Source organism: Phenylobacterium sp. 58.2.17 (assembly GCF_026411515.1).
Taxonomy (GTDB): Bacteria; Pseudomonadota; Alphaproteobacteria; order Caulobacterales; family Caulobacteraceae; genus Phenylobacterium.
On sequence record NZ_JAPMTQ010000024.1, the window covers coordinates 32,757 to 56,096 of the forward strand.

Below are 23,340 nucleotides of genomic sequence, written 5' to 3' on the forward strand. Positions count from 1 at the left end.
GCCATGGCCGGGACGGCGCTGAGTTCGCCGATGGCCGCGGCGGCGCCGCTAGATCACCTGATCCTCAGCGGCGACTACATCAAGGTCGGCATCAACGACTACGGCACGCTGGGTAAGCGCGGCAACCAGAGCCCCGGCATCCTGTACGACGGAACCGGCAAGGGGAGCTTCAACCCGGCCTATGACTATCTCACTCCGGGTTGGGCCTTCGAAGGCTTCACGCTTTCCGGAATGGGCAGTTCGGCGTTCTCGTCGACGAACAACAACCATGGTCCTGCAATCAGCCTGACCGGAGAGCTACATTCCTACAATGGTGTGGCGTACACGGACGGCACGACGTTCGCTCAGCGTGCGGTGTGGGTGGGCACGGCCGCCGGCCTGTTTACGATCACTCACGATTATCACTTCAACGCCGACGGCCAGCAGCTCAACATCGTGACCACGGTCGAAGCGCTGACAAGCCTTACCGGCCTGACATTCGCGCGCTTCACCGACCCGGATGCGCAGGCCGCTGCCGGTGATGCTAGCGCGACGAACAATTTCATTGGCGCGACCGGCGTCGACGGCAAGGACATCGTCTATGCCGAGGCCTTGGCGTCGAAGTATGTGATCGGCCTCTTCACCAAGGAGGCGCTGACGCACAACGCGGCGGTCACCAGCTGGACCACGGACACGGCCTCCTACCTGTCCGGCATCAACATCGGTGACGGCGACAACACCATCGGCCTCGGCTTCAATCTCGGCGACCTTCTGAACGTCGGCGACAAGATCACCTTCAAGTACCAGTACATATTCGGCACCGACATCGCCGCGGCGATCGGCGCCAATGGCGGCGGCGGGGGTTCGACCAACGTGCCGGACATCGGCGTGGGCGGTTCCTTCTCGCCGGACGACGTGCTGGGCGGACGGGTCAACCCGGTGTTCGACGGCGGGTCGCTGAGCTTGAACGCTCCCGGTTCGGTCAGCAGCGACTTCCTTGTTCGCGCAGCCGGCGGCACGGTGAACACCGGCGGCCACGACGTCACGCTGTCCGGAACCCTGTCGGGCGAGGGCGCGCTGCGCAAGGAAGGCGAGGGCACGCTGACCCTCACCGGAACCAACACCCAGAACGGCCTCAACGTCCAGGGCGGCGTGGTGGCCTTCAACGGCGGCGGCGCGCTCGGTGCTCCGAGCGGGCTGGTGACACTGGGCGGCGGCGGATCGCTGCAGGCCTTGGGCGACGCCAGCATCCTCAATCCCCTGCATCTGCTGCTTGGCGCGCAGGGCGGCTTCAACACCGGCGGCCACAACGTCATCCTGGCAGGCTCGATCACCGGACCCGGTGAGCTTGAAAAGCGCGGGGGCGGAACGCTGATCCTGACGGGCGCCAACACCTTCGGCTCGCTCGACATCCAGGGCGGCACGGTGGTGGCCGGCTCGCAGCAGGCGCTGGGCGCGCCCGGCGGGCAGATCATCCTCGGGAACGGCGCGGGACTGGTCGCCGGTTCGGGTATGGTCATCAGCCAGAACCTGAACGTCCAGGGCGAGAACGCGCGCTTCGACACCGGCGGCAACGACGTCGCCCTGAACGGCGTGCTCACCGGTCGAAACTGCTTCATCAAGGCCGGCGCCGGACGTCTCAGCCTCAACGCCGCCGGCTCCAACGAGATCGGCGCCTGCGTCCAGCAAGGCCAGCTGGCCTTCAATAACGTCTTCTCGGGCCAGGTCTGGGTCGACGGCGACGGGACGATGAGCGGTTCGGGCCGCGTCAACGGCGATGTCGAGGTCGATGGCGTCCTGTCGCCCGGCAATTCGCCCGGCGTCCTCGTGGTCGCAGGCAGCGTCACCCAGGCGTCGGGATCGGTCCTCGAGCTCGACATCGACGGCCCGACGGCCGGCAACGGCGCGGGCCACCACGACCAACTGGTCCTGGCCGGCGCGAACAGCGTCTACACCGCCGGCGGCACGATCGCCCCGATCACTCGCGGCATCACCGGCTCGGCCAACAACAACTACACCCCGCAGATCGGCGACAGCTTCCAGGTCGTCAGCGCCGAGGGCGGCGTCACCGGCGCCTTCGCGACGCTGCTGCAGCCGACCTCGGGCCTGGCGGAGAACACCCGCTTCGACGTGCTCTACCTGCCCAAGGCGGTGGTTCTGGCGGTGACGCCGAACAGCTACAGCGCCCTGGCGGCGCGCGCCGGCAAGCTGAACGCCCAGGCCGTCGGCGCCGTGGTCGACGCCGCGCGCCTGGCGCCCGGTCAGCGTGACGCGGGCGTGGCCGGCGGTCTCGTCGGCCTCAAGCAGCCGCAACTGCTCGACGCTCTGCAGCAGGCCGCCGGCGAAATCCACGCCGACGGCATGGAAGCGGTGCTGGCCTCCGGTCGCGCCACCCGCCTGGAGGTCACCGACCGTCTGGAGACGGCCTTCGGCGCCCGCAAGGTCTGGGGCCTGGCCGGCGCCGACACCTGGGAGATCGACGGCGACCGCGCGGCCAACGGCTATCGCACCGACCGCGGCTCGATGATCTTCGGCGTCGATCAGCCGCTGTCGGACGACCTGCTGATCGGCGCCGCGGTCAGCTACGCCCAGACCGAGGTCGACGGCCGCGGCATGGGGACGGCCCGCACCAACAGCTATCAGCTGCACGGTTACGGCGCCTGGCGCTCGGGCGAGACCTACGTCAACGGCGTGGTGGCCGCCGGGCTCGACGACTACAAGCTGACCCGCTCGGTCACCCTGGCCAATGGCGCGCGCGCCTATCTGGGCAAGGCGGACGGAACCTCGCTGTCGGCCGATCTCGAGGCGGGCCGCCGCTTCGCCATGGGCCGCACCGACCTGGTGCTGGCCGCGGGCCTCGCCGCCGACCGCGCCGAACGTGACGCGGTCAGCGAAGACGGCGAGGCTACCGGCGCCCTGCGCTTCGCCAGCGAAACCCGCACCGCGGTCCAGGGCCGCGTCGGCGGCAAGATCAGCACCGACACCCAGGCCGGCGCGATCAAGCTGCGCCCGTTCGCGTCGCTGTTCGTGACCCAGGAGTTCGGCGACGACTCCACCATCCTCGGCGCGCGTCTGGGCCAAAGCAGCTTCGACGTTGCGGCGGCCTCGGCCGGCGAGACGGCGGTGAAGCTGTCGACTCAGCTCGACGCGGCGATCAGCGACCGCACCCGCGTCAGCCTCGGCTATCGCTACGGCTGGACCGACGCCTCGGACAGCCATGCGATCCGCGCGGCGGCTTCGATCAGCTGGTGATGATCGGCGCCCCCCTCGGGCCTTCGGGTCCGGGGGGGAGCCTTCCTACGCCTTGACGAACGGCTGGCTCAGGGTCGGCTGGCCGCTGATGGCCAGCAGGGCGTTGGCCACCGCCGGGCCGATCACCGGGGTTCCCGGCTCGCCCACCCCGCTCGGCGCGTTGCCGGACGGGACGATGTAGGTCTCCACCGTCGGGGCCTCGGAATTGCGCAGCACGCGGTAGGTGTCGAAGTTGCCCTGTTCGACCACGCCGTCCTTCAGGGTGACCTGGCCGAACAGCGCCGCCGACAGCCCGTAGCAGGTGCCGCCCTCCATCTGGGCGGCGATCTGGTCGGGGGCGATGGCGGTCCCACAGTCGATGGCCGTGACCACGCGGCCGACCTTCGGAACCCCGCCGTCCAGCTTCACCTCGGCGACCTGGGCCACGACCGAGCCGAAGCTCTCATGCACCGCCACGCCGCGGGTCCAGCCGGCCGGCGCCGGGGTCGTCCAGCCGGCCTTTTCCGCGGCCAGGTTCAGCACCGCCAAGTGCCGGGTCGCGCCGGCCTTGGTGTAGAGCGCGCGGCGATACTCGACCGGGTCCTTGCCGGCCTTGCGGGCCAGCTGGTCGATGGTGTGCTCCATCACATAGGCGGTGTGCGTCGCCCCGACCGAGCGCCACCACAGCACCGGCACGCCGGAGTCGGGCTGTATCAGCTGGGCGTCGACGATCGGCGTCGCCTTCAGGTAGGGCGAGCCGAGGGTTCCCTCGACCGCGGTCTCGTCCAGCTTGGGCTGGCCCATGGGCGAGCCCTTCATCAGGGTCTGGGTGACCACCCGCTGGCGCCAGCTGGCCGGATAGCCGTCCTTGTCCAGGGTGACGCGCACGGTGTGGTGGGCGATCGGCCGGAAATAGCCGGCCGCCATGTCGTCCTCGCGGGTCCAGACCAGCTTCACCGGCCGGTCCTTGCCGACCTTCTTGGCGATCTCAACGCACTCGGCGACGTAGTCGGACTGGAAGTTCGCCCGCCGCCCGAACGAGCCGCCGGCGAACAGGGTCTCGATCTCCACCGCGCCGGGCAGCATGGTCATGATCTTGGCGGTGTTGAGCTGGTCGACGGTCGGGATCTGCGAGCCGAAGGTCAGCTTGGCCTTGCCGCCGCCGACCTGGGCCACGCAGTTCATCGGCTCCATGGTCGCATGGGCCAGGTACGGGAAGTCGTAGGCCGCCTCGAACGCCTCGCCCTTCACCGTCGCGATGTCGCCCTTGCTCTCGAAGGCCTGCCACTTCTCCTTGTCGGCCGGCTGCGCCTTGCCGGAGGCCAGGTCCTTGTAGCGGGCCAGGATGGCGTCGGAGGACCGCTTCTCGGCCGCGTCCTCGTTCCAGGTGACCTTCAGCGCGTCGCGGCCCTGCTTGGCGGCCCAGGTGGTCTCGGCGACCACGGCCACGCCGCTGGGGATCTCGTAGACCTCGACCACGCCCGGGACCTTCTTGGCCTCGGCGGCGTCGAACGAGGCGACCTTGGCCCCGAACTTGGGCGCATGGGCGACCATGGCGATCAGCATGTTCGGCAGCTGGACGTCCTGGGTGAACCGGGCCGTGCCGTCGGACTTGGCCTGGGCGTCCTTGCGGCGCACGCGGTCGGTGCCGATCAGGGTGAAGGTCTTGGGGTCCTTCAGCACCGGCGTGGCCGGAGGCGTGGCCTTGGCCGCGTCGGCGACCAGTTCGCCGAAGGCCGCGCTCTTGCCCGAGCCGGCATGGGAGAGGACGCCGTCCTTCACTGCGATCTCGCCGGCCGGCACGCTCCACTTGTTGGCGGCGGCCTCGACGAACATCGCCCGCGCCGAGGCGCCGGCCTTGCGCAGCTGGTCCCAGGAGTTGGAGATCGCCGACGAGCCGCCGGTGCCCTGCACGCCCATGCCGGTGTTGGCGTAGACCTTGGCGATGGCCGGAGCCTGCTCGACCCTGACCTTGGACCAGTCGGCGTCGAGCTCCTCGGCGACGATGGCCGCCAGGCCCGCATGGTTGCCCTGGCCGAATTCGATGTGCTTGGAGACCACGGTCACCGCGCCGTCGGGGGCGATCTTGATGAAGGGGCCGAAGGCGCCGAAGTCCTCCTTGGCGCCGATCGAGAGCAGGTCGCCGGGCGAGCAGGCCCCGACCACCAGCGCGCCGCCGACCACGGCGGCGCCGATCACCAGGTCGCGGCGCGTGGCGCCGGCGATGTCGGTCTTGTTCACGGGAGCGTTCATCTGGGCGTCTCCCTTCAGGCCTTGGCCGGCGCCGCGGCGGCGGCCGGAGCGGGGGCGGGCATGGTCGCGGCGTCCTTGATGGCGGCGCGGACCCGCTGATAGGTCCCGCAGCGACAGATGTTGCCGTCCATCGCCGCGTCGATGTCGGCGTCGGTCGGCTTCGGATTGGCGCCCAGCAGCGCGGCGGCCGACATGATCTGGCCCGACTGGCAGTAGCCGCACTGCGGCACGTCGTGTTTCACCCAGGCCTGCTGCAGCGGGTGCTGTCCGCCCAGGCCTTCGATGGTGGTGATCTTGCCGGCGGCGACCGCCTCGATAGGGGTGACGCACGAGCGGACCGCCTGGCCGTCGACCATCACCGTGCAGGCCCCGCACTGGGCCATGCCGCAGCCGTACTTGGTGCCGGTCAGCTGCAGCTCGTCGCGCAGCACCCACAGCAGCGGCGTGTCGGGCGCGGCCTTGACGGCCAGGGGCTTGCCGTTGACGTCCAGAGTCATGGCCATGGATATCCCTCCCGCAATGTGAGCGTTCGCTCATTCTAACGGCGTTCAGCGTCGCCGGTAAAGTGGCTGCGTTTCGGAGCGACCACGGCTAGGCTGCGGGCCGGACAGTCAGGGGACCTGGATGCGAAGGGTGATGTTCGCCATCGGCGCGGCGCTGGTTCTGGCCGGTTGCGCCAGCGTGGCGCCGATGGACGCGACCGACACGCCCCAGACCTATGCCTGTGCTGGGGGCCGCGCGTTCACCGCCGCCTATGACCTGGCCGGCGACAAGGCGCTGGTCCGGGCCGGGGAGCGCACCTACAGCCTGCCGCATGTTCCGTCGGCGTCGGGCGCCAAATACGCTCGCGGCGGGGTCGAGCTGTTCAGCAAGGGCGACGAGGCGATGCTGACCGGCGTTCCCGGCGCACCCTATCGCGATTGCAAGACCGGCTAGGTGGACGCCTTTCCCGCCTTCTTTCCGCTCAGCGGCCGCACGGTGGTGGTCGCCGGCTCGGGCGAGCCGGCGCAGGCCAAGCTGCGCCTGCTGGCTGGGTCGCCGGCCCGCATCGTCCACCTGCAGGGGGCGGACGCGGCCGATCCCGCCGCCTATGCCGGCGCTGCGCTCGCCTTCGTGGCCAGCGCCGACGAAGACTTCGCCCAGGCCGCCGCCGCCGCCGCCCGCGCCGCCCACGTGCCGGTCAATGTCGTCGACCGCCCACAACTCTGCGACTTCACCACCCCGGCGGTGATCGACCGCGGCGAGGTGGTGGCCGCCATCGGCACCGGCGGCGCCTCGCCGATGCTGGCGACCATGCTGCGCGCCGACATCGAGCAACGCGTGCCCGAGGGCGCCGGGCGGGTCGCGGCCCTGTTCCGCCAGATGCAGGACGAGGTCCGCGCCGCCCTGCCGCAACTGCATGAACGCCGCGCCTTCCTGCGCGAGGCGCTGGCCGGGCCTGCCGCCTCGGCGGCCATGGTCGGCGACATGCAGGGTGCGGCCAAGCTGCTGCGCGAGGCCCTGGCCGGCGGATTCGCCGCCCAGGGGCGCCTGCGGATCGTGGTCGCAAGCGGCCCGGTCGACCTCTTGACCCTGCGCGCAGTCCGGGCCCTGGCCGCCGCCGACCTGCTGGTCGCCGAGCCCGGCGCCGATCCGGCGATCATCTCGCTGGCCCGCCGCGACGCCGAGCGCCTGGCGCCGGCCGAGGCTAGTCCCGAGCGCCTCGCCGCCCTGAGCGCCGCCGGGCAGGTTGTGGTCTGGGTCATGACCGCGCCCCTGGGCGGCGAGCACCTCGCGGCGCTGGCCGGCGCCGGGGTGGCGGTCGAGATCCTGCCGACGGCCGCGCCGTGAGCAGCCTGACTCCCGACGACCTCGCCGCGGTGATGCTGTCGCTGAGGGTGGCCGGCGCGGCGACCCTTGTGGCGCTGCCGATCGCGGTGCTGGTGGCGCTGGCCCAGGCGCGCGGCCGCTTCGCCCTGCGGGTGGTGCTGGACGCCGCTGTCACCCTGCCGCTGGTGCTGCCGCCGGTGGCGACCGGCTATGTGCTGCTGTTGCTGTTCGGACGGCGCGGCGCGGTCGGCCAGGCGCTCGAGAAGGTCGGCGTGGTCTTCGCCTTCGACTGGACCGGCGCGGCCCTGGCCGCCGGGGTCATGGCCTTTCCGCTGATGGTGCGGCCGATCCGGCTCGCCATCGAGGCCGTCGATCGCGAGGTGGACGAGGTCGCCCGCACCCTGGGGGCCGGGCGGCTGGTCCGCTTCTTCCGCATCACCCTGCCGCTGGCCCTGCCCGGGGTGGCGGCCGGGGCGATCCTTGGGTTCGCCAAGGCGCTGGGCGAGTTCGGCGCGACCATCACCTTCGTCGCCGCCATCCCGGGAGAGACCCTGACCCTGCCGGCGGCGATCTATGGCGCGACTCAGTCGCCGGGCGACGAGGCGCGGGCTGCAGCCCTGTGCCTGGTCGCGGCGGTGATCGCGGTCGCTGCGGTGCTGGTCTCCGACGCGGTCAGCCGCTGGGCGGCGCGGGCCGCCCGCGGCGATCGGGGATAATTACCCGGATAATATTGACGCCAATTAATATCCGGGTAAAAGGCGGCCTCCCTATCGGAGGACGCGCCATGGCGCTCGACTTTCCACCTGCCGTGCGCGCCGCGCTCGCCCGCGGCCTGACTGAAGCCTTCGGCGTCGCCGAGCCGGACTCCATCGTCGCCCTCGGCGGCGGGCTCTCGGGCGCGGGCGTGTTCCGCATTCGGGTGGGCGGCATCGCCTACCTGCTGCGCCTGGATCAGGCCCGCGACGGCTTCCGCGATCCGGCCCGCAGCTACGCCTGCATGCGCATCGCCGCCGCCGGCCTGCTGGCCCCGCGGGTCCGCTACGCCGACGCCGAGGGCGGGGTGGCGATCATGGACTTCATCGACGAGCGGCCGCTCTCGCTGGAGTACCGCGGCACGCCCGAGCAGCTGGTGGTCGAGGCCGCCCAGACCGTGCGCGCCCTGCACGCCGGCCCGCCGTTCCCGCCGCTGGTCGACTATCTCGATGGCATCGACGCCCTGGTCGCCCAGTTCCAGGCCCGCGGCCTGGTGGCGCCGGCCGCCATGGCTGAGCTGCTCGACCGGTACAAGGGCCTGCGCGAGCGCTATCGCACCGATCCGGCCGACCTGGTGGCCAGCCACAACGACCTCAACCCGCGCAACATCCTCTATGACGGCGCGCGCCTGTGGCTCATCGACTGGGAGTCGGCGTTCCTCGCCGACCGCTATGTCGACCTCGCCTGCATCGCCAACCTCTTCGCGCGCACGCCGGCGCACGAGGACCTGCTGCTGGCCACCTACTTCGGGGCGGTGGACGAGACCCGCCGCGCGCGGCTGCGGGTCATGCGGCAGGTGAACCATCTGTTCTACGGCCTGGTGATGGCGAACGCGGTCGGCGACCAGCGGCCGGCGAGCGACCTGTCGGGACGCTCGCTCGACCAACTGCACGAGGCGCTGACCCTGGGCGAACCGGTGCTGGACAGTGAGGCGGGGCGCTTCAGCTACGTGAAGGCGCGGCTGTCCGCGGCGCTCGAGGGCCTGCGCACGCCGCAGTTCGCTGAGGCGCTGGCGCTGATTTCCCTCTCCCCCGCGGGGGAGAGGGAAGCTTGATCGCCGGCTTGGGAGAGAGGGCGCCCTACTGATCCAGCGGCCGGCCGCGGGTCTCAGGCAGCAGTAGCAGGCAGACCACGACCGAGATCAGGGTGAACACGAACGGGTACCAGAGCCCGGAATAGACGTGGCCGGTCGCCGCCACGATGGCGAAGGCGGTGAACGGGGTGAAGCCGCCGACCCAGCCGGTGCCGATGTGGTAGGGCAGGGACATGGCGGTGTAGCGGATGCGGGTCGGGAACAGCTCGACCAGGCAGGCGGCGATCGGGCCGTAGAGCGCGGTGGCGGCGATTACGAACACCAGCAGCACCGTGAACGCGCCGGGCAGGTTCATGCGCTCCGGGTCGGCCTGCGACGGATAGCCGGCATAGGCGAGGGCGGCCTTGATCTCCCCCTCGACCTTGGCCTTGGCGGCCTTGGCGGTGTTTCCGACCAGGCCGACGGCGCTGGCCGAGTGCACGGTGGTGGAGCCGATCCGCACCATCGCCGGCGCGCCCGCGGCCCCGACCTCGTTGTCATAGGAGACGCCGGCCCCGGCCAGCACGCTCTTGGCGATGTCGCACGAGGACAGGAACGCGGCCTTGCCGACCGGATCGAACTGCAGCGAGCAGTCGTTGGGATCGGCGACCACGATCACCGGCGTGCGGGCCTGGGCCTCCGACAGCGCCGGGTTCAGCGTCTGGGTCAACATCTGGAAGCCGGGGAAGTAGGCGCCCAGCATCAAGGCCATGCCGAACAGCATCACCGGCTTGCGGCCGATCTTGTCGGACAGCCATCCGAAGGCGACATAGCCGACCGCGCTGACCGCGGTCGCCGACAGCATCAGCAGGTTGATGGTCTCGGGCGGGACCTTCAGGAACCGCTCCATGAACGTCTGCACGTAGAAGAACGCCGTGTACCAGACCGCCCCTTGCGCGAACATCACCGCCACCAGGGCCAGCAGCACGATCTTGAGGTTGCGCCACTGGCCGAAGGCCTCGGCGAACGGGGCTTTGGAAGCGGTCCCCTCGGCCTTCATCTTGGCGAAGGCGGGGCTTTCCGACAGCTTCAGCCGCATCCAGATCGAGATCGCCAGCAGCCCGGCCGAGACCAGGAACGGAATCCGCCAGCCCCACGCGTCGAAGGCTTCGGGACCGAAGAACTTCCCCAGGACGACGCGGGTGACCAGGATCACCGTCAGCGCCCCGAACAGGCCGAGCGCGGCCGAGGTCTGCACCCAGCCGGTCGCCTGGCCGCGGCCGTCGGCCGGCGCATGCTCGGCGACGTAGATCGCCGCCCCGCCGTACTCGCCGCCCAGCGCAAAGCCCTGGATGATCCGCATCAGCACCAGCAGCGCCGGGGCCAGCAGGCCGATCTGGGCGTAGGTGGGCAAGAGGCCGATGGCGAAGGTCGCCGCGCCCATCAACACCACGGTGACCAGGAACGCCCCCTTGCGCCCGGCCTTGTCGCCGATTCGCCCGAACACCAGCGCCCCCAGCGGGCGGAACAGGAAGCCGGCGCCGAACAGGGCCAGGGCGGCGATGTAGCCGACGGTGTCGGGCAAGCCCGAGAAGAAGGTCTTGGAGATGACCTGGGTCAGGCTGCCGAAGACGAAGAAGTCGTACCACTCGAAGGCGGTGCCGGCCGACGAGGCGGCCACCACGGTGCGCAACGACGCAGGCTTCTTGGCTGCTTCCACGGCGACGTCCGCCATCCCTGGTCTCCCCCGAAACTGACCAGAGGTCTAACTCGGAGAACGCCGGTGTGGGAAGCGGCGATCGCCGCCCTGACGACGCGTCAGGCCACCGCGGTGGAGGTTTCGCCGGACGTCTCGCCACCTTCGCGTTCGGCCAGCCGGGCGATCTCGGCGAGCAGGGCGGCCGGGGAGATCGGCTTGCCGACCACGCCGTCCATGCCGGCTTCCAGATAGGCGGCGCGCTGGTGCGCCAGGACGTTGGCGGTGAGGGCGACGATCGGGGTGGCGGCAACCGGGCCGCCGATCGCGCGAATGCGGCGCGCGGCCTCCAGCCCGTCGATGCCGGGCATCTGCACGTCCATCAGGATCAGGTCGAAGGCCCTGCGGCCGGCCGCCTCGACGCCGAGATAGCCGTCGGCGGCGGTTTCGACCACCGCGCCCAATTTCTCGAGCAGCTTGGTGGCGATCATGCGGTTGGTCGGGTTGTCCTCGACCACCAGCACCCGCAGGCCGTTGAGCCAGTCGTGGCTGCTATCCTCGGCGGCGACTGCGGCCTCGGAGGGCGCGGCCGAAATCTCCAGCCAGAACACCGAGCCGACCCCCTCGGTCGAGGCGAAGCCGACCCCGCCGCCCATCATCTGAGCCAGCTTCTGGGTGATCGACAGGCCCAGGCCCGAGCCGCCGAACTTGCGGGTGGTCGAGGCGTCGCCCTGGTCGAAACGCTGGAAGATCCGCGGCTGCACGGCCTCAGGGATGCCGACGCCGGTGTCGGCGATCTCTAGCCGCAGCATCTGGGTGACCGGCCCCGGCCGCAGGCGGGCGCGGATCGTGATCTGGCCCTTCAGGGTGAACTTCACCGCGTTGCCGACCAGGTTGAACAGCGCCTGGCGCAGCCGCACCGGATCGGACACCACCCAGCCGACCGCCGGATCGACGTCGACCACCAGCTTCAGGTGCTTGGCCTCGGCCTGGGGCCGCAGCAGTCGCGCCACGCCCTCGATCAGGGCGCGGGGGTCGAGCGCCTCGGGCGACATCTCCAGCCGTCCGGCCTCGATCTTCGAGAAGTCGATGACGTCGTTGAGCAGCTCGGCCAACATCTGGCCGCAGGACAGCGCCTCCTCCAGCATTCGCCGGCCCTCGTCGGAGAGGGTCTCGGATTTCAGCAGGTGCAGCACGCCCATGACGCCGTTCATCGGCGTGCGGATCTCGTGACTCATATTGGCCAGGAAGGCGGCCTTGGCCTCGCCGGCCGCCTGGGCGGCGCGCTGTGCGGCGATCAGGTCCAGCTCCTGGCGCTTGCGCTGGTCGAAGTCCTGGACCAGGCCCACGCCCTTCAGCCTGCGGCCCTGGCGATCGGTCGACAGTTGGTGGAAGACGCGGATCCAGCGCGCCTCGCCCGACGGGCCGATGGCGCGGGCCTCGAATGCTTCGCCCGGCGCCCTGTCGCCGTCGCGGATGTCGCGGAACGCCTTGCGGACATGGTCCAGGTCGTCCGGGTGGAAGCGTGGGAACTGCAGGGTCTGGGCTTCTTCGTAGCCCTTGATGCCCTTGCCCAGCATCCGCTCGAACTCGGGGCTGGCCCAGAATGTCTTCTGGACGTGGTCGATCTCATAGACACCGGCGTCGGCGGCGTTCAGCGCCAGCTTCAGGCGCCGGGCGTTGACCTCGGCCTCGCGGCGCGCCTGGGCCAGCGGGGTGATGTCGTCGACATAGCAGACCACGCCCTGCACCCGGCCCTTGGCGTCGCGCCAGGGCCGCGTCTGCCAGCGAACCCAGCGGCGCGCGCCGTCGATGTCGTTGATCCGGTCTTCGTTACGGCTGGTCACGTCGCCGTCCAGGGCGCGCTGCATGGCGCTCACCAGGCGCTTGGGCGCGCGCGGGAAGGACTGGGCCAGGGTCAGCCCGATCTGCTCCTTGCCTTGGCGGGTGAACATTTCGCGCCAGGCGCCGCTCATCACCAGATAGCGCAGCCGGCGGTCGAACATCGCCACCGCGAAGGGCGAGCTCTCGATCAGCTGCAGCATCTGCTGCTGGCCACGGACGGCGCCGTCGCGGGCCTGCACCAGCTCGGTGATGTCCTGCATCACCCCGCGCAGGGCGTGTTCGCCGCCCGGACGCGGCTCGGTGCGGAAGGTGTTGCGCCAGTGCGACCAGCCGCCCGTCTTGTCCTTCAGGCGGTGCTCAAGCGATCCGGCCTTGCCGTAGAGAATGCCCTCCATGACGGCGGTGCGGATGGCGGCGGCCTCGTCGGGGTGCAGCACGGCTCCGACCTTGTCGATGTCGTCGATCTCGTCGTCGCGATAGCCGGTGAGATTGAGGATGTCCTGCGACCATTCGATCCGGTCGTGCTCAGGCTCGTAGGACCAGGTGCCGATGCCGGCCGCCTGCGACAGCAGCTGGCCGGTGCGTTCGGCGGCGACCAGGCGCGCGTCCCGCTCGCGCTCACGGGTGGCGTTGTGCACGACCCCGATCATCTCGCCGTTGGGCAGCAGCTGGGCGCGGCCCTCGAACCAACGCCAGCCGCCGTCCTTGGCGCGAATGCGCGAGGCGTGGTCGCTGAAGCCGTGCTCCTTCAGGCGCTGCAGGTGCGACTCGACGCTGGCGTTCTCGCCGGGATGGATGAAGTCGCGCGCGTACTGGCCGACGACCTCGGCCTCAGCCCAGCCGGTCTCCCGCTCGAAGGTGGGATTGACCAGCTTGAACCTCTTGTCCGCGCCGATGACGAACATCACCTCGCGGCTGTTCTCGAACAGCCACTCGATGATCGCCGCCGATTCCTGCGGTGTCCGCCTTGCGGCCATCGCCCCCGCCCCTTTGTTCGGCTGGCAAGGTAACGCAGGTCGGTAAACGTAACGTTTGGACCTGCATTTTTTAAACGCGACGGTTGTGGGGTGAAACTCCGGCGCGAAAAACTAGAAGGCGTTCTCGCCAGTGATCGCCCGGCCGAGGATCAGGGCGTGGACGTCGTGGGCGCCTTCGTAGGTGTTCACGGTCTCCAGGTTCGCGGCGTGGCGCATCACGTGATAGTCGCCGGAAATGCCGTTGCCGCCGTGGATGTCGCGGGCCTCGCGGGCGATGGCCAGGGCCTTGCCGCAGTTGTTGCGCTTCATCAGGCTGATGGCTTCCGGGACCCAGGCGCCCTGGTCGAGCAGGCGGCCGAGCGCCAGCGCGCCCTCGAAGCCCAGCGCGATCTCGGTCTGCATGTCGGCCAGTTTCTTCTGGACCAGTTGGCGGGCGGCCAGCGGCTTGCCGAACACCTTGCGGGTCAGGGTGTATTCTCTGGAGGCGTGCAGGCAGAACTCGGCCGCGCCCATCGCGCCCCAGCTGATGCCGTAGCGGGCCTTGTTCAGGCACGAGAACGGACCACGCAGGCCGCTGACATTGGGCAGCATCTGATCTTCCGGCACGAACACGTCCGAAAGCGAGATCTCGCCGGTGATCGAGGCGCGCAGCGACAGCTTGTTGAGGATCTTCGGGGTCTCGAGACCCTTGGAGCCGCGGTCGACCAGGAAGCCGCGGATCACGCCGTCCAGCTTCGCCCAGACCAGGCAGACGTCGCTGATCGGGGCGTTGGTGATCCACATCTTGGCGCCGTTCAGCACGTAGCCGCCGTCGACCTTCTTCGCCACCGTGCGCATCGAGGCCGGGTCGGAGCCGCCGTCGGCCTCGGTCAGGCCGAAGCAGCCGACGATCTCGCCGCGGGCCATGCCGGGCAGGTACTTCATCTTCTGCTCTTCCGAGCCGAAGGCGTAGATCGGGTACATGACCAGCGAGGACTGCACGCTCATCGCCGAGCGGTAGCCGGAGTCGATCGCCTCGATCTCGCGGGCGATCAGGCCGTAGGCGACGTGGCTGACGCCGGCGCCGCCATACTGCTCGGGCAGGGTCGCGCCGAGGAAGCCCAGCGCCCCCATCTCGGTCATGATTTCGCGGTCGAAGCGCTCCTCGGCGAAGGCCGAGACCACGCGCGGCAGCAGCTTTTCGCGGGCGTAGGCGCGGGCGCTCTCCCACACCATCCGCTCGTCCTCGGTGAGGCGCGAGGCCAGGTCCAGCGGATCTTCCCAGTTGAAGGTCTTTTGCTGGTCGCTGGTGTCGAGGGCCATGGCGCGGTCTCCCAATGGAACTGTTGCGCGCCTTATGGCCTCATTTTACGTGCCCGTGTAGACGCCTTTGCGCTTCTCGCGGAACGAGGCAGCCGACTCCTTGACGTCGTTCACGGCGCGGCGGGCGTGGGCCAGGCCGACGGACTCGTACTTCACGGCGCTGACGAAGTCGGACTCCATGTTGGTTTGCAGCACGCGCTTGGCCATCCGGATGGCCAGGGGCGGCCACTGGGCCATCTGTTCCCCGTAGGCGATCGCCTCGTCCAGCAGCGTATCGTGCGCCGTGAGGCGGTTGAGCAGGCCGAGCTTCAGCGCTTCGTCGGCCAGCACCATGCGGCTGGTGAAGATCAGGTCGGCGGCGCTGGCATAGCCGACGATCCTCGGCAGCAGGAACGACAGGCCGGAGTCCGGCGAGATCGCCCGCTCGGCGAAGGTGGTCTTGAACCGCGCGTGCTCCGAGCCGATGCGCACGTCGCAGGCCAGGGCCCAGGCCATGCCGGCTCCGGCGCAGACGCCGTTGATCGCGCCGATCAGCGGCTTGTCGAAGTCGCGCAGCAGGCGCGCCCAACGCCCCATCCAGGCCTCTTCGTCCAGCCGCTCGCTCTGCGACGGCGGCCCGTCGCGCTCAGGAGCCGGCCCGGTCAGGTCGGCGCCTGAACAGAAGCCGCGCCCGGCCCCGGTCAGCACCAGGGCGCGGACGGCGTCGTCGCCCTGCGCCGCGACCAACCCCGCCTCAAGGTCGCGCCGCAGCTCGGCCGAGATGGCGTTGAGTTTGTCGGGACGGTTTAGGGTGAGAATCCCGATCTGGCCGCGGGTCTCGTAGGTGATCGTCTCGTAGGCCATTGGGGCTCCCTCCATGCGGAGCGCACCTTCCCGGCGGCTCACGGCAAAGGCAAGTCCTCAGACCTCCGCCCACATCCGCAGCAGGTTGTGATAGGTCCCGGTCAGCGAGACCAGCTCGGGTGCGCCGGCCCCGACCTTCAGCGACAGCTGCTGGATGGCGATGTCCATCTGGAACAGCAGCGCGCGGCGCGCGTCGTCGCGGATCATGCTCTGGATCCAGAAGAAGCTTGAGGTCCGCGCCCCGCGGGTGACCGGGGTCACCTGATGCAGGCTGGAGGCCGGATAGAGGATCATGTCGCCGGCCGGCAGCTTCACCTCATGGACGCCGTAGGTGTCCTCGACCAGCAGTTCGCCGCCGTCATAGTCCTCAGGCTCGGTCAGAAAGAGCGTCGCCGACAGGTCGCTGCGGATGCGCACGCTCCCGTCGCGGCTCTGGCGGATCGAGTTGTCGATGTGGGTGGCGAAGGTCTGGCCGCCGCCATAGCGGTTGAACAGCGGCGGAAACACGGTCTGGGGCAGGGCGGCGGTGACGAACAGCGGACTGCGCGACAGGGCGTCGAGGATCTTCTCCCCGGCGTAGCGGGCGGCTTCCGAACCTTCGGGCAGTTGCTCGTTGCGCTTGGCCAGGGCCGACTGCGTGCCGGAGGTGGCGTTGCCGTCCACCCAGTCGCCGGCGTCGATCACGCGGCGCAGCTCGGCCACCTGCGCCTTGGTCAGCACCTCGGGGATATGCAGCATCATCGCGCGGGACCTTAAGTCGGTATGGCCGGAAGATAAAAGGCCCCGCCGGATGGGCGGGGCCTTTTGGCGTCCGATCTCTGGTGGAGAGACTAGAAGCGGTAGTTGAGCGTCAGGATCGCCTGGCGGCCCGGACCGTAGTCGGCATGGTGCACGCCGTTGGTCTGGGCGATGTACTCCTCGTCGCCGACGTTCTTGATGTTCAGCTGCAGGTCCAGGTTCTCGCGGACGCGATAGGCCGCATAGAGGTCGAACTTCCAGTAGGCCGGGGCGTAGACGCGGTTGCCGCCGCCGCCCGCGCCGCCCTGGTTGCCGCCGAAGCTGTCGGAGACGTAGTAGGCGCCGCCGCCGAAGCTGAAGGACTCGTTGAGGTCATAGGTGGTGAACAGGCTGAAGGTGTGTTCCGGCGTATTGGCCAGCTGGTCGCCCTGGTTGACGCCGTTGTACGCGCCGCGGACCAGCTCGCTGTCCATGTAGGTGTAGCCGCCGAACACCATCCAGGCCGGGGTGACGCGGCCGGTGACGCCGAGCTCCAGGCCCTGGACCATGGTTTCGCCGACCTGGGCGTAGACGCCGTTGGCGATCAGTATCTGGGCGTTTTCGCGGGTCATGTGGAAGATCGCCGCCGAGGCCGACAGGCGCTCCTTGAAGAACGCCCACTTCACGCCGGCTTCGGCCGAGGCGATCTCCTCCGGATCGAGCAGCACGTTGGCCAGGTTGCCCATGCCGTTGCCGGTGCCGGTGTTCTGGTCGCCGCCCTGGATGGTCGGCGGGGTCGAGGAGGTGCCGTACGAGACATAGAGGCTGCCGTTCGTCACCGGCTTGTAGACCAGGCCCACCTGATAGTTGGTGAACTGCCAGTCGCCCTTGCGCGGGGTGATGGTCGTGCCGGTGATCACGCCGGCGGCGCTGGTCGCGCTCACGTCGCGGCCCTTCACCGAGTAGTCGTCGAAACGGACGCCGACATTGAGCAGCCACTTGTCGCCGAACGACATGGTGTCGAAGGCGTAGACGCCGATGGTGTTGGTGTAGTTCACCGACGGGGTCGGGCGGGCGATGATCCCCTGCCAGGGGTCGCTCGGGTTCGGCGCGTAGACGCGGGTGCAGTCGCCGACGCCGGCGGCGGTGGCATTGTTGGTGAAGCCGGTCGGACAGGCCGACCCGGCGGTGGTGTAGATCACGTAGGACGCGTTCTTGTTGGTCTCGCGCGACAGCTCCAGGCCGACGTCGTAGCTGTGCTCGATGCCGCCGGTTTGGAACTTGCCGTAGAAGTCGGTGACGTTGGCGACGGTGAACGTCTCGTTCCAGCGCGACTTGGTGCCGCGCTTCATCCACCACTCGCCGGCCACGAACTGGGCGGCGCCGCCGTCGCCGGGGTTGGTGACCACGTAGTCGTTCAGGGTCTTGCCGACGCGGAAGGCGTTGCGGAAGGTGATCGCCTCGTTGACGTCGTGTTCGGCGATCAGGGTAACGATATCGGCTTCCGTCTTCTGGAAGTCGCGCGCCTTCAGGCCGTAGAAGGCGTCGCGCGGCACGTCGAGCACGCCGCTGGCGTTCGGCCGCGGCGCGGTGGCGCCGCCCAGCTTGGTGTACAGCGGCACGCCGTAGTCGGGCATGTCGTTGCGGGTCAGGTGATAGTAGCTGGCCGTCAGGCGGGTGTCGGTCCCCAGGCCCACGGCGCCGCTGATCGCCGCGCCCCAGGCGTCGAAGTCGACGCTGTCGCGGCCGGGGACGTCGCCCTGGGCGCCCATCAGGTTGAAGCGGACCGCGCTGGTCTCGCCCACCGGCAGGTTGGCGTCGACGACGCCGCGCAGATAGCCGTCGGTGCCGACCGCGGCGCTGGCGGCGATGTTCTCTTCGAGCCGCGGGCGCTTGGTGGTCAGGTTGATCGAGCCGCCGCCCGAGCCGCGGCCGTTATAGGCGCTGTCCGGCCCCTTGATGACCTCGACCTGCTCCAGGTTGAAGACCTCGCGGACCTGGCCGCCGCTATCGCGGATGCCGTCGACGAAGATGTTGTTGCCCGAGGCCTGGCCGCGAATGAAGGGGCGGTCGGCCAGCGGCTGGCCGCCTTCGCCGGCGCCGAAGGTGATCCCCGGCGAGGTGCGCAGCAGGTCGGTCAGCGAGGTGGCGGCGGTCTGGGTGATGACCGCCTGCGGGATCACCGTGACGCTGCGCGGGGTGTCGAGCACCTGGGCGGTGTACTTGGGCGACATCGGGCGCGGGGCCTGGTGGGCCTCGACCTGCACGCCCGAGACCTCGGTGGCGTTGTCCGCGGCTTCGTCGGCGAAGGCCAGTTGCGGGGCCAGGGCCAGGCCGGCGACGCCGGCGACAGCGGCAGGAGTGAGCGCCTTGCGCGCATAGGCGCGAACGCCGTTAGTCCGTCGATTGGTCACCGAATGCCCCTCGGCCGTGTGTGCGAATGATACTGCGAGGCGCTATTAGTTAGGGGCGGGCTCCCTGGCAATGCGAATTATTCGCAAAACGTACAGGTGTGTCGTCGGCGCCGCATTCGGCGCTTGGTCGGTGGTTCGGCGAACTTTGTCGCGCGAGGCTCGCAACCGCCCGCCCATTCGGCTGTTCCACCCACGTGGGTCTCGACAGGAACATCCAGTGACCGAACTCAGCGTCTACCAGATCGTCCGGCCGTACGCCTGGATCGCCGCGGCGGCGTTTGCGGTCGGCTTCGCCGGCTATGTGGCGATCGGCCAGCACCACGACGATCCCTATGGCCGGCTTCCGGTCTCGGCCGTGGTCAGCGCCGCGCCGGCCCAGCCGGCCTGATCGAGGCCAAGGGCAGCGACTCCGTTCGGGCCGGTCCTGGCCCCGTTGTTCGCGGCCCGGGGCTAGCCCTTGGCCACGAACCAGCCGTTGCGGAATCCGGCCTCGGCCTTGCCATAGGCGACGTCCTCGCCCTCCGGAGTCTTCACTTGGCCGCCGGCTGCGGCCAGCACCGCGTGGCCCGCGGCGATGTCCCACTCCATGGTCGGCCCGTGGCGCGGGTAGATGTCGGCCGAGCCCTCGGCGATGCGGCAGAACTTGATCGACGAATCCATCGGCTCGCGCAGGTCGAAGCCGTACTCCTCGGCCAGCTTCTGGGCGGTCTCTTCCTTCATGGTGTGGCTGATCAGGGCGACGGCCGCGCCCTGCGGCCAGGGCCGGGTGCGCACCGCGTGCGGCGCTGCGCCGGCGGTGCGCTTCATCGCCGCACCCGCCCGGGTGAACCAGGTCTCGCCGGTCGCCGGGGCGTTGACCGCGCCCGCCACCGGGCGGCCGTTTTCGATCAGGCCGATGTTGACCGTGAAGTTCGGGTCGCCGCGCACGAACGCCTTGGTGCCGTCCACCGGATCGACGAGGAAAAAGCGCGGGCCGATCGCGTCGGGCGTGCCGAACTCGCTGGCGTCTTCTTCCGAAATCACCGGAATGTCGGGAAAGGCGGCCGACAGTCGCTCCAGGATCAGCGCCTCGCCGCGTCGGTCGGCCTCGGTCACCGGGCTTTCGTCCGCCTTTGAGAAGACGGTCAGTTCGGATTTCCAAAGCGGCAGGATGATGGTCGCGGCTTCCTCGCAGATATCGGCCAGCACTTCGCCGATGTCGCGTCCGCCGCTCATCGGGCGCCTCGCGGGTCGTCGCTCACGAACGTCAGGGCGATCACTTCGCTGTCGATCACCTGTTTACCCGCATGCTCGAAATTCACCGTCACCTTGCGTCCCGCGACCGATTGCACCTGGCCCAGACCCCAGTCCTCGCGGGTCGGGTGCATGACCAGCACGCCGGGCTCGAGGAAGGGATCGGGACCGCCCATGGGCGGTTCCTTAGAGTGCGGCGGCGCGTTTGCCAAAGCGCCAAATCAGGACAAGTTCGCGAGCGTAATGATGGACGGCGTAGACACCCCCCGATCGAACCCCGAAACCGCGCCGGAAGCCAAGGCTCCGCCGCGCACCGCCGAAGTGGCCGCCTACCTGGCCGCGCGGATGTGTCACGACTTCATCAGCCCTGCGAGCGCCATCGTTTCGGGCCTGGATCTGCTGGACGATCCCAGCGCCCAGGACATGAAGGACGACGCGATGAACCTGATCTCGGGTTCAGCGCGCAAGCTGGCCGACCTGCTGTCCTTCACTCGCGTGGCCTTCGGCGCCTCGGCCTCGGCCGAGACCTTCGATCCGCGCGAGCTGGAAAAGCTGGCCCAGGGCGTCTTCAACCACATGCGCGCCACGCTCGACTGGCAGGTCGAGGCGCCGGCCGTGAACAAGCCGGCCGCCCGCGCGCTGATGAACCTGGCCCAGATGGCCGGCGCGGCGCTGCCGATGGGCGGGATCGCCAAGGTCCGGGCCGTGGCCCAGGACGCCACCATCGCCATCGCCGTCGAAGCGGTAGGAGCCCGCGCCCGTCTGCGTCCAGAGGTGCTGGCGGGCCTGCGCGGCGAAGGGCTGGGCGACGGCCTGCACGGCCACTGGGTCCAGGCCTACTACGTCCATCTGTTCATGGGCGACGCGGGCGGCCGGGTGTTCGCCGATGTGGGCGAGGAAAAGGTCACCTTCGTGGCGACGGTTCCGGCCTGACCGGGCTTGTCGCGGCGCCTCGGCGTCCACACCTCAGAGGGCCCAACTGGAGGGCTCTCCTCGATGTTCGACCATCTCTCCGTCGGCGTGCGCGATCTTGGCGCGGCGCGGATGTTCTATGACGCATTCTTCGCGCCGCTCGGCTGCGCCAACGCCTGGGCGGCCGAGCGCGAGCTGGCCTATGGCCCTGGCGGCGAAAGCCGGCTGTTCTGGCTCTATCCGGTAGAGGGCGAGCAGGTCGCCGGCCTGGCGACGCACATCGCCTTCACCGCGCCCACCCGGCTCGCGGTGGACGAGGCTTACGCCGCGGCGCTGGCCGGCGGGGCGACCAGCGTGCGGGCCGCGGGCCTGCACCCGGACATCTCGCCGGACTACTACGGGGCGGTGCTGCTCGATCCCGACGGCAACAAGCTGGAGATCGTCGCCGGGACCATGCACTAGCCGAAAGGCGTCCGGCGAGGCTCGCGCCCCGCCGGTTCGCCGATCAGGCCGCCGCGGCCGAGACTCGTCCCTTCGGATCGGGGCCGTACTTGTTGGGGCCCGGCGTGCCGTCCAGCAGGTAGAAGACGATCAGCACCAGCGCGCCCAGGAACGGGATCAGTCCGATCAGGATCCACCAGCCGCTGCGGTTGGTGTCGTGCAGCCGGCGGATCGACACCGCCAGGCTCGGGATCAGCAGTCCGAGCATGATAAGGCCGTAGATGGCCCAGAGGCCCATCGCCGGTCCGCTCATCGCCGCCAGGCCGACGCTGGGGTCGCTGAGCGCCATCATCGAGCCGCCGACCATCCCGATGAGGACCGAGAACACGATCTCGATTCCGATCAGCAGCAGCCAGAAAAGCCAGAACTCCATCCGGCGCGCGCGGCCGGTAAAATCCGCGTACTTGCGGAGCGGTTGGAACATCAAGTCCATCGTGCCCTCCGAAGCTAAGCTAGGGTGACCCTAGCCTAACTTCGGAAGGTGACAACTCCCGCGCGTGCGGGCGCAGCTCTCGCCTAGTTCGGCGGGAACGGCGCGCGCTGGCCGCCCGCCCAGGCGACTGCGCCGCGGTGCATGACGAAGGTCGGGTGCTCCAGCTGGGTGACGTCGGCCAGCGGGCTCTTGGCCACGGCGATGATGTCCGCGTCCTTGCCGGCTTCCAGGGTGCCGATGCTGGCCGAGCGGCCCAGCAGGTCGGCGGCGTTGACGGTGGCGGCCTTGATCGCCTCGGCCGGGCTCATCCCGACGCTGACCATCAGGGCGAACTCCTTGCCGTTGTCGCCGTGGGCGGAGACGCCGGTGTCGGTGCCGAAGGCGATCTTCACGCCGTTGGCGATGGCCCGCTTGTGGTTGTCCATCGCCGCCTTGGCCGCGATCTCGGCCTTTTCCAGCGAGGCCTTCGAACGGGCGCCGGCGCGGGCCTGGTCGAGGGCGGTCTTCGGGGCCAGCATGGTCGGCACGAAATAGGCGCCGGTCTTCTTGAACAGCGCATCGGTCTGGGCGTTGCCGAAGGTGCCATGCTCGATCGAGTCGACCCCGGCGTTCAGCGCCCCGACCATGCCGTCCGTGCCGTGGGCGTGGGCGGCGACCTTGCGGCCGAACATGTGGGCGGTGTCGACGATCGCCTTCATCTCGTCGTCGAACATCTGGGCGCCGAGCCCGCCGGCGACGTTCGACAGCACCCCGCCGGTGGCGGTGAACTTGATCACGTCGGCGCCCTGGCTGATCTGGGCGCGCACCGCGCGGCGGCAGTCGTCGACGCCGTTGCAGACGTTGTCGCCCTCGCGATGGGCGACCTCGGTCAGGTCGCGGTTGAGGTTGTTGGAGCCGTCGCCGTGGCCGCCGGTGACGGCGATCGGGCGGCCGGCGGCCAGGATCGTCGGGCCGGTCAGCAGGCCCTCGTTGATCCCGTCGCGCAGGGCGGTGACGCTGCGGATGTCGCTGCCGACGTCGCGGATGGTGGTGAAGCCGGCCTCCAGGGTGCGGCGGGCGTTGTCGACGCCGATCACCATCTCATCCTCGAGATCGCGGTTGGCCGCCTGCATGCGCGCCCTGACCTTGTCGTCGTCGCTGAAGATGTGGACGTGGCTGTCGATCAGGCCCGGCAGCACGAACTGGTCGCGCAGGTCGACGACCTTGGCGCCGGCCTCGGGTTCGACGAAGCCGTCGCGGACAGCTTCGATCTTGCCGCCGCGGATGATGATCGTGGAGGGGGGGGGGGGGGGGGGGGGGGGGGGGGGGGGGGGGGGGGGGGGGGGGGGGGGGGGGGGGGGGGGGGGGGGGGGGGGGGGGGGGGGGGGGGGGGGGGGGGGGGGGGGGGGGGGGGGGGGGGGGGGGCGACGAGCGTCTTCATGGACAAACGC

At 69.8% G+C, this 23,340-nt stretch carries 20 protein-coding genes; 8 read left to right on the top strand and 12 right to left on the bottom strand.

Going from position 1 to position 23,340, the window contains the following annotated elements; genetic code table 11:
* Positions 1-3: 3 nt before the first annotated feature.
* Positions 4-3,231, top strand: a complete 3,228-nt coding sequence (locus tag OUA97_RS14970) for an autotransporter domain-containing protein (protein ID WP_267232777.1) — start codon at positions 4-6, stop codon at positions 3,229-3,231.
* Positions 3,232-3,276: 45 nt separating this feature from the next.
* On the opposite strand, the gene OUA97_RS14975 is transcribed toward OUA97_RS14970, so the two are convergent.
* On the bottom strand, positions 3,277-5,463 hold the full coding sequence (locus tag OUA97_RS14975) for a xanthine dehydrogenase family protein molybdopterin-binding subunit (protein ID WP_267232778.1): 2,187 nt from the start codon (positions 5,461-5,463) through the stop codon (positions 3,277-3,279).
* 14 nt (positions 5,464-5,477) lie between these two features.
* Entirely contained in the window at positions 5,478-5,966 is a 489-nt protein-coding gene (locus tag OUA97_RS14980; protein WP_267232779.1) for a (2Fe-2S)-binding protein, read from the bottom strand.
* Positions 5,967-6,087: 121 nt separating this feature from the next.
* Here OUA97_RS14980 and OUA97_RS14985 point away from each other — a divergent pair, with 121 nt between their 5' ends.
* From OUA97_RS14985 to OUA97_RS15000, 4 genes are all read left to right on the top strand, one after another.
* A complete protein-coding gene (locus tag OUA97_RS14985) occupies positions 6,088-6,399 on the top strand; it encodes an MliC family protein (protein ID WP_267232780.1) in 312 nt (103 codons plus the stop codon).
* Entirely contained in the window at positions 6,400-7,293 is an 894-nt protein-coding gene (locus tag OUA97_RS14990; protein WP_267232781.1) for a precorrin-2 dehydrogenase/sirohydrochlorin ferrochelatase family protein, read from the top strand.
* Positions 7,290-7,988, top strand: coding sequence for a molybdate ABC transporter permease subunit (modB, locus tag OUA97_RS14995; RefSeq protein WP_267232782.1), 699 nt, complete (start codon positions 7,290-7,292; stop codon positions 7,986-7,988). Before OUA97_RS14990 ends, modB begins: the two co-directional genes overlap by 4 nt.
* 68 nt (positions 7,989-8,056) lie before the next feature.
* Positions 8,057-9,079 (top strand): phosphotransferase, encoded by a 1,023-nt coding sequence (locus OUA97_RS15000; RefSeq protein ID WP_267232783.1) that lies wholly within the window; start codon positions 8,057-8,059, stop codon positions 9,077-9,079.
* Positions 9,080-9,104: 25 nt separating this feature from the next.
* Here the strand turns inward: OUA97_RS15000 and OUA97_RS15005 are convergent, their stop codons facing one another.
* The 6 genes from OUA97_RS15005 to OUA97_RS15030 form a co-directional block, all read right to left on the bottom strand.
* Positions 9,105-10,772, bottom strand: coding sequence for an MFS transporter (locus tag OUA97_RS15005; RefSeq protein ID WP_267232784.1), 1,668 nt, complete (start codon positions 10,770-10,772; stop codon positions 9,105-9,107).
* Between the two features lie 83 nt (positions 10,773-10,855).
* Complete coding sequence (locus tag OUA97_RS15010) at positions 10,856-13,555, bottom strand: PAS domain S-box protein (RefSeq protein WP_267232785.1); 2,700 nt, start codon at positions 13,553-13,555, stop codon at positions 10,856-10,858.
* A 111-nt stretch (positions 13,556-13,666) separates the two neighbouring features.
* Positions 13,667-14,857, bottom strand: a complete 1,191-nt coding sequence (locus tag OUA97_RS15015; RefSeq protein ID WP_267232786.1) for an acyl-CoA dehydrogenase — start codon at positions 14,855-14,857, stop codon at positions 13,667-13,669.
* Between the two features lie 45 nt (positions 14,858-14,902).
* The gene (locus tag OUA97_RS15020) at positions 14,903-15,700 is read right to left on the bottom strand and encodes an enoyl-CoA hydratase/isomerase family protein (protein WP_267232787.1); all 798 of its coding nucleotides are present in this window, start codon (positions 15,698-15,700) and stop codon (positions 14,903-14,905) included.
* A 57-nt stretch (positions 15,701-15,757) separates the two neighbouring features.
* A complete protein-coding gene (locus OUA97_RS15025; protein WP_267232788.1) occupies positions 15,758-16,441 on the bottom strand; it encodes a Fe2+-dependent dioxygenase in 684 nt (227 codons plus the stop codon).
* An 89-nt stretch (positions 16,442-16,530) separates the two neighbouring features.
* Positions 16,531-18,831: a TonB-dependent receptor gene (locus OUA97_RS15030; RefSeq protein ID WP_267232789.1), complete on the bottom strand. Its 2,301-nt coding sequence runs from the start codon at positions 18,829-18,831 to the stop codon at positions 16,531-16,533.
* Between the two features lie 217 nt (positions 18,832-19,048).
* Here OUA97_RS15030 and OUA97_RS15035 point away from each other — a divergent pair, with 217 nt between their 5' ends.
* Positions 19,049-19,219 (top strand): hypothetical protein, encoded by a 171-nt coding sequence (locus OUA97_RS15035; protein WP_267232790.1) that lies wholly within the window; start codon positions 19,049-19,051, stop codon positions 19,217-19,219.
* A gap of 62 nt (positions 19,220-19,281) precedes the next feature.
* Here the strand turns inward: OUA97_RS15035 and cysQ are convergent, their stop codons facing one another.
* Together cysQ and OUA97_RS15045 are read right to left on the bottom strand one after the other, a co-directional pair.
* A complete protein-coding gene (gene cysQ / locus OUA97_RS15040) occupies positions 19,282-20,046 on the bottom strand; it encodes a 3'(2'),5'-bisphosphate nucleotidase CysQ (protein WP_267232791.1) in 765 nt (254 codons plus the stop codon).
* A complete protein-coding gene (locus tag OUA97_RS15045; protein WP_267232792.1) occupies positions 20,043-20,240 on the bottom strand; it encodes a DUF3553 domain-containing protein in 198 nt (65 codons plus the stop codon). The genes cysQ and OUA97_RS15045 overlap by 4 nt, the downstream gene beginning before the upstream one ends.
* A 67-nt stretch (positions 20,241-20,307) precedes the next feature.
* Here OUA97_RS15045 and chpT point away from each other — a divergent pair, with 67 nt between their 5' ends.
* Both chpT and OUA97_RS15055 read left to right on the top strand, forming a co-directional pair.
* On the top strand, positions 20,308-20,997 hold the full coding sequence (gene chpT, locus OUA97_RS15050; protein ID WP_267232793.1) for a histidine phosphotransferase ChpT: 690 nt from the start codon (positions 20,308-20,310) through the stop codon (positions 20,995-20,997).
* Between the two features lie 63 nt (positions 20,998-21,060).
* On the top strand, positions 21,061-21,438 hold the full coding sequence (locus tag OUA97_RS15055; protein ID WP_267232795.1) for a VOC family protein: 378 nt from the start codon (positions 21,061-21,063) through the stop codon (positions 21,436-21,438).
* A 43-nt stretch (positions 21,439-21,481) separates the two neighbouring features.
* Here the strand turns inward: OUA97_RS15055 and OUA97_RS15060 are convergent, their stop codons facing one another.
* The gene (locus tag OUA97_RS15060; protein ID WP_416362435.1) at positions 21,482-21,910 is read right to left on the bottom strand and encodes a DUF805 domain-containing protein; all 429 of its coding nucleotides are present in this window, start codon (positions 21,908-21,910) and stop codon (positions 21,482-21,484) included.
* 83 nt (positions 21,911-21,993) lie between these two features.
* On the bottom strand, positions 21,994-23,340 hold a 1,347-nt coding region (locus OUA97_RS15065; protein ID WP_267232798.1), incomplete at its 5' end, for a metal-dependent hydrolase family protein.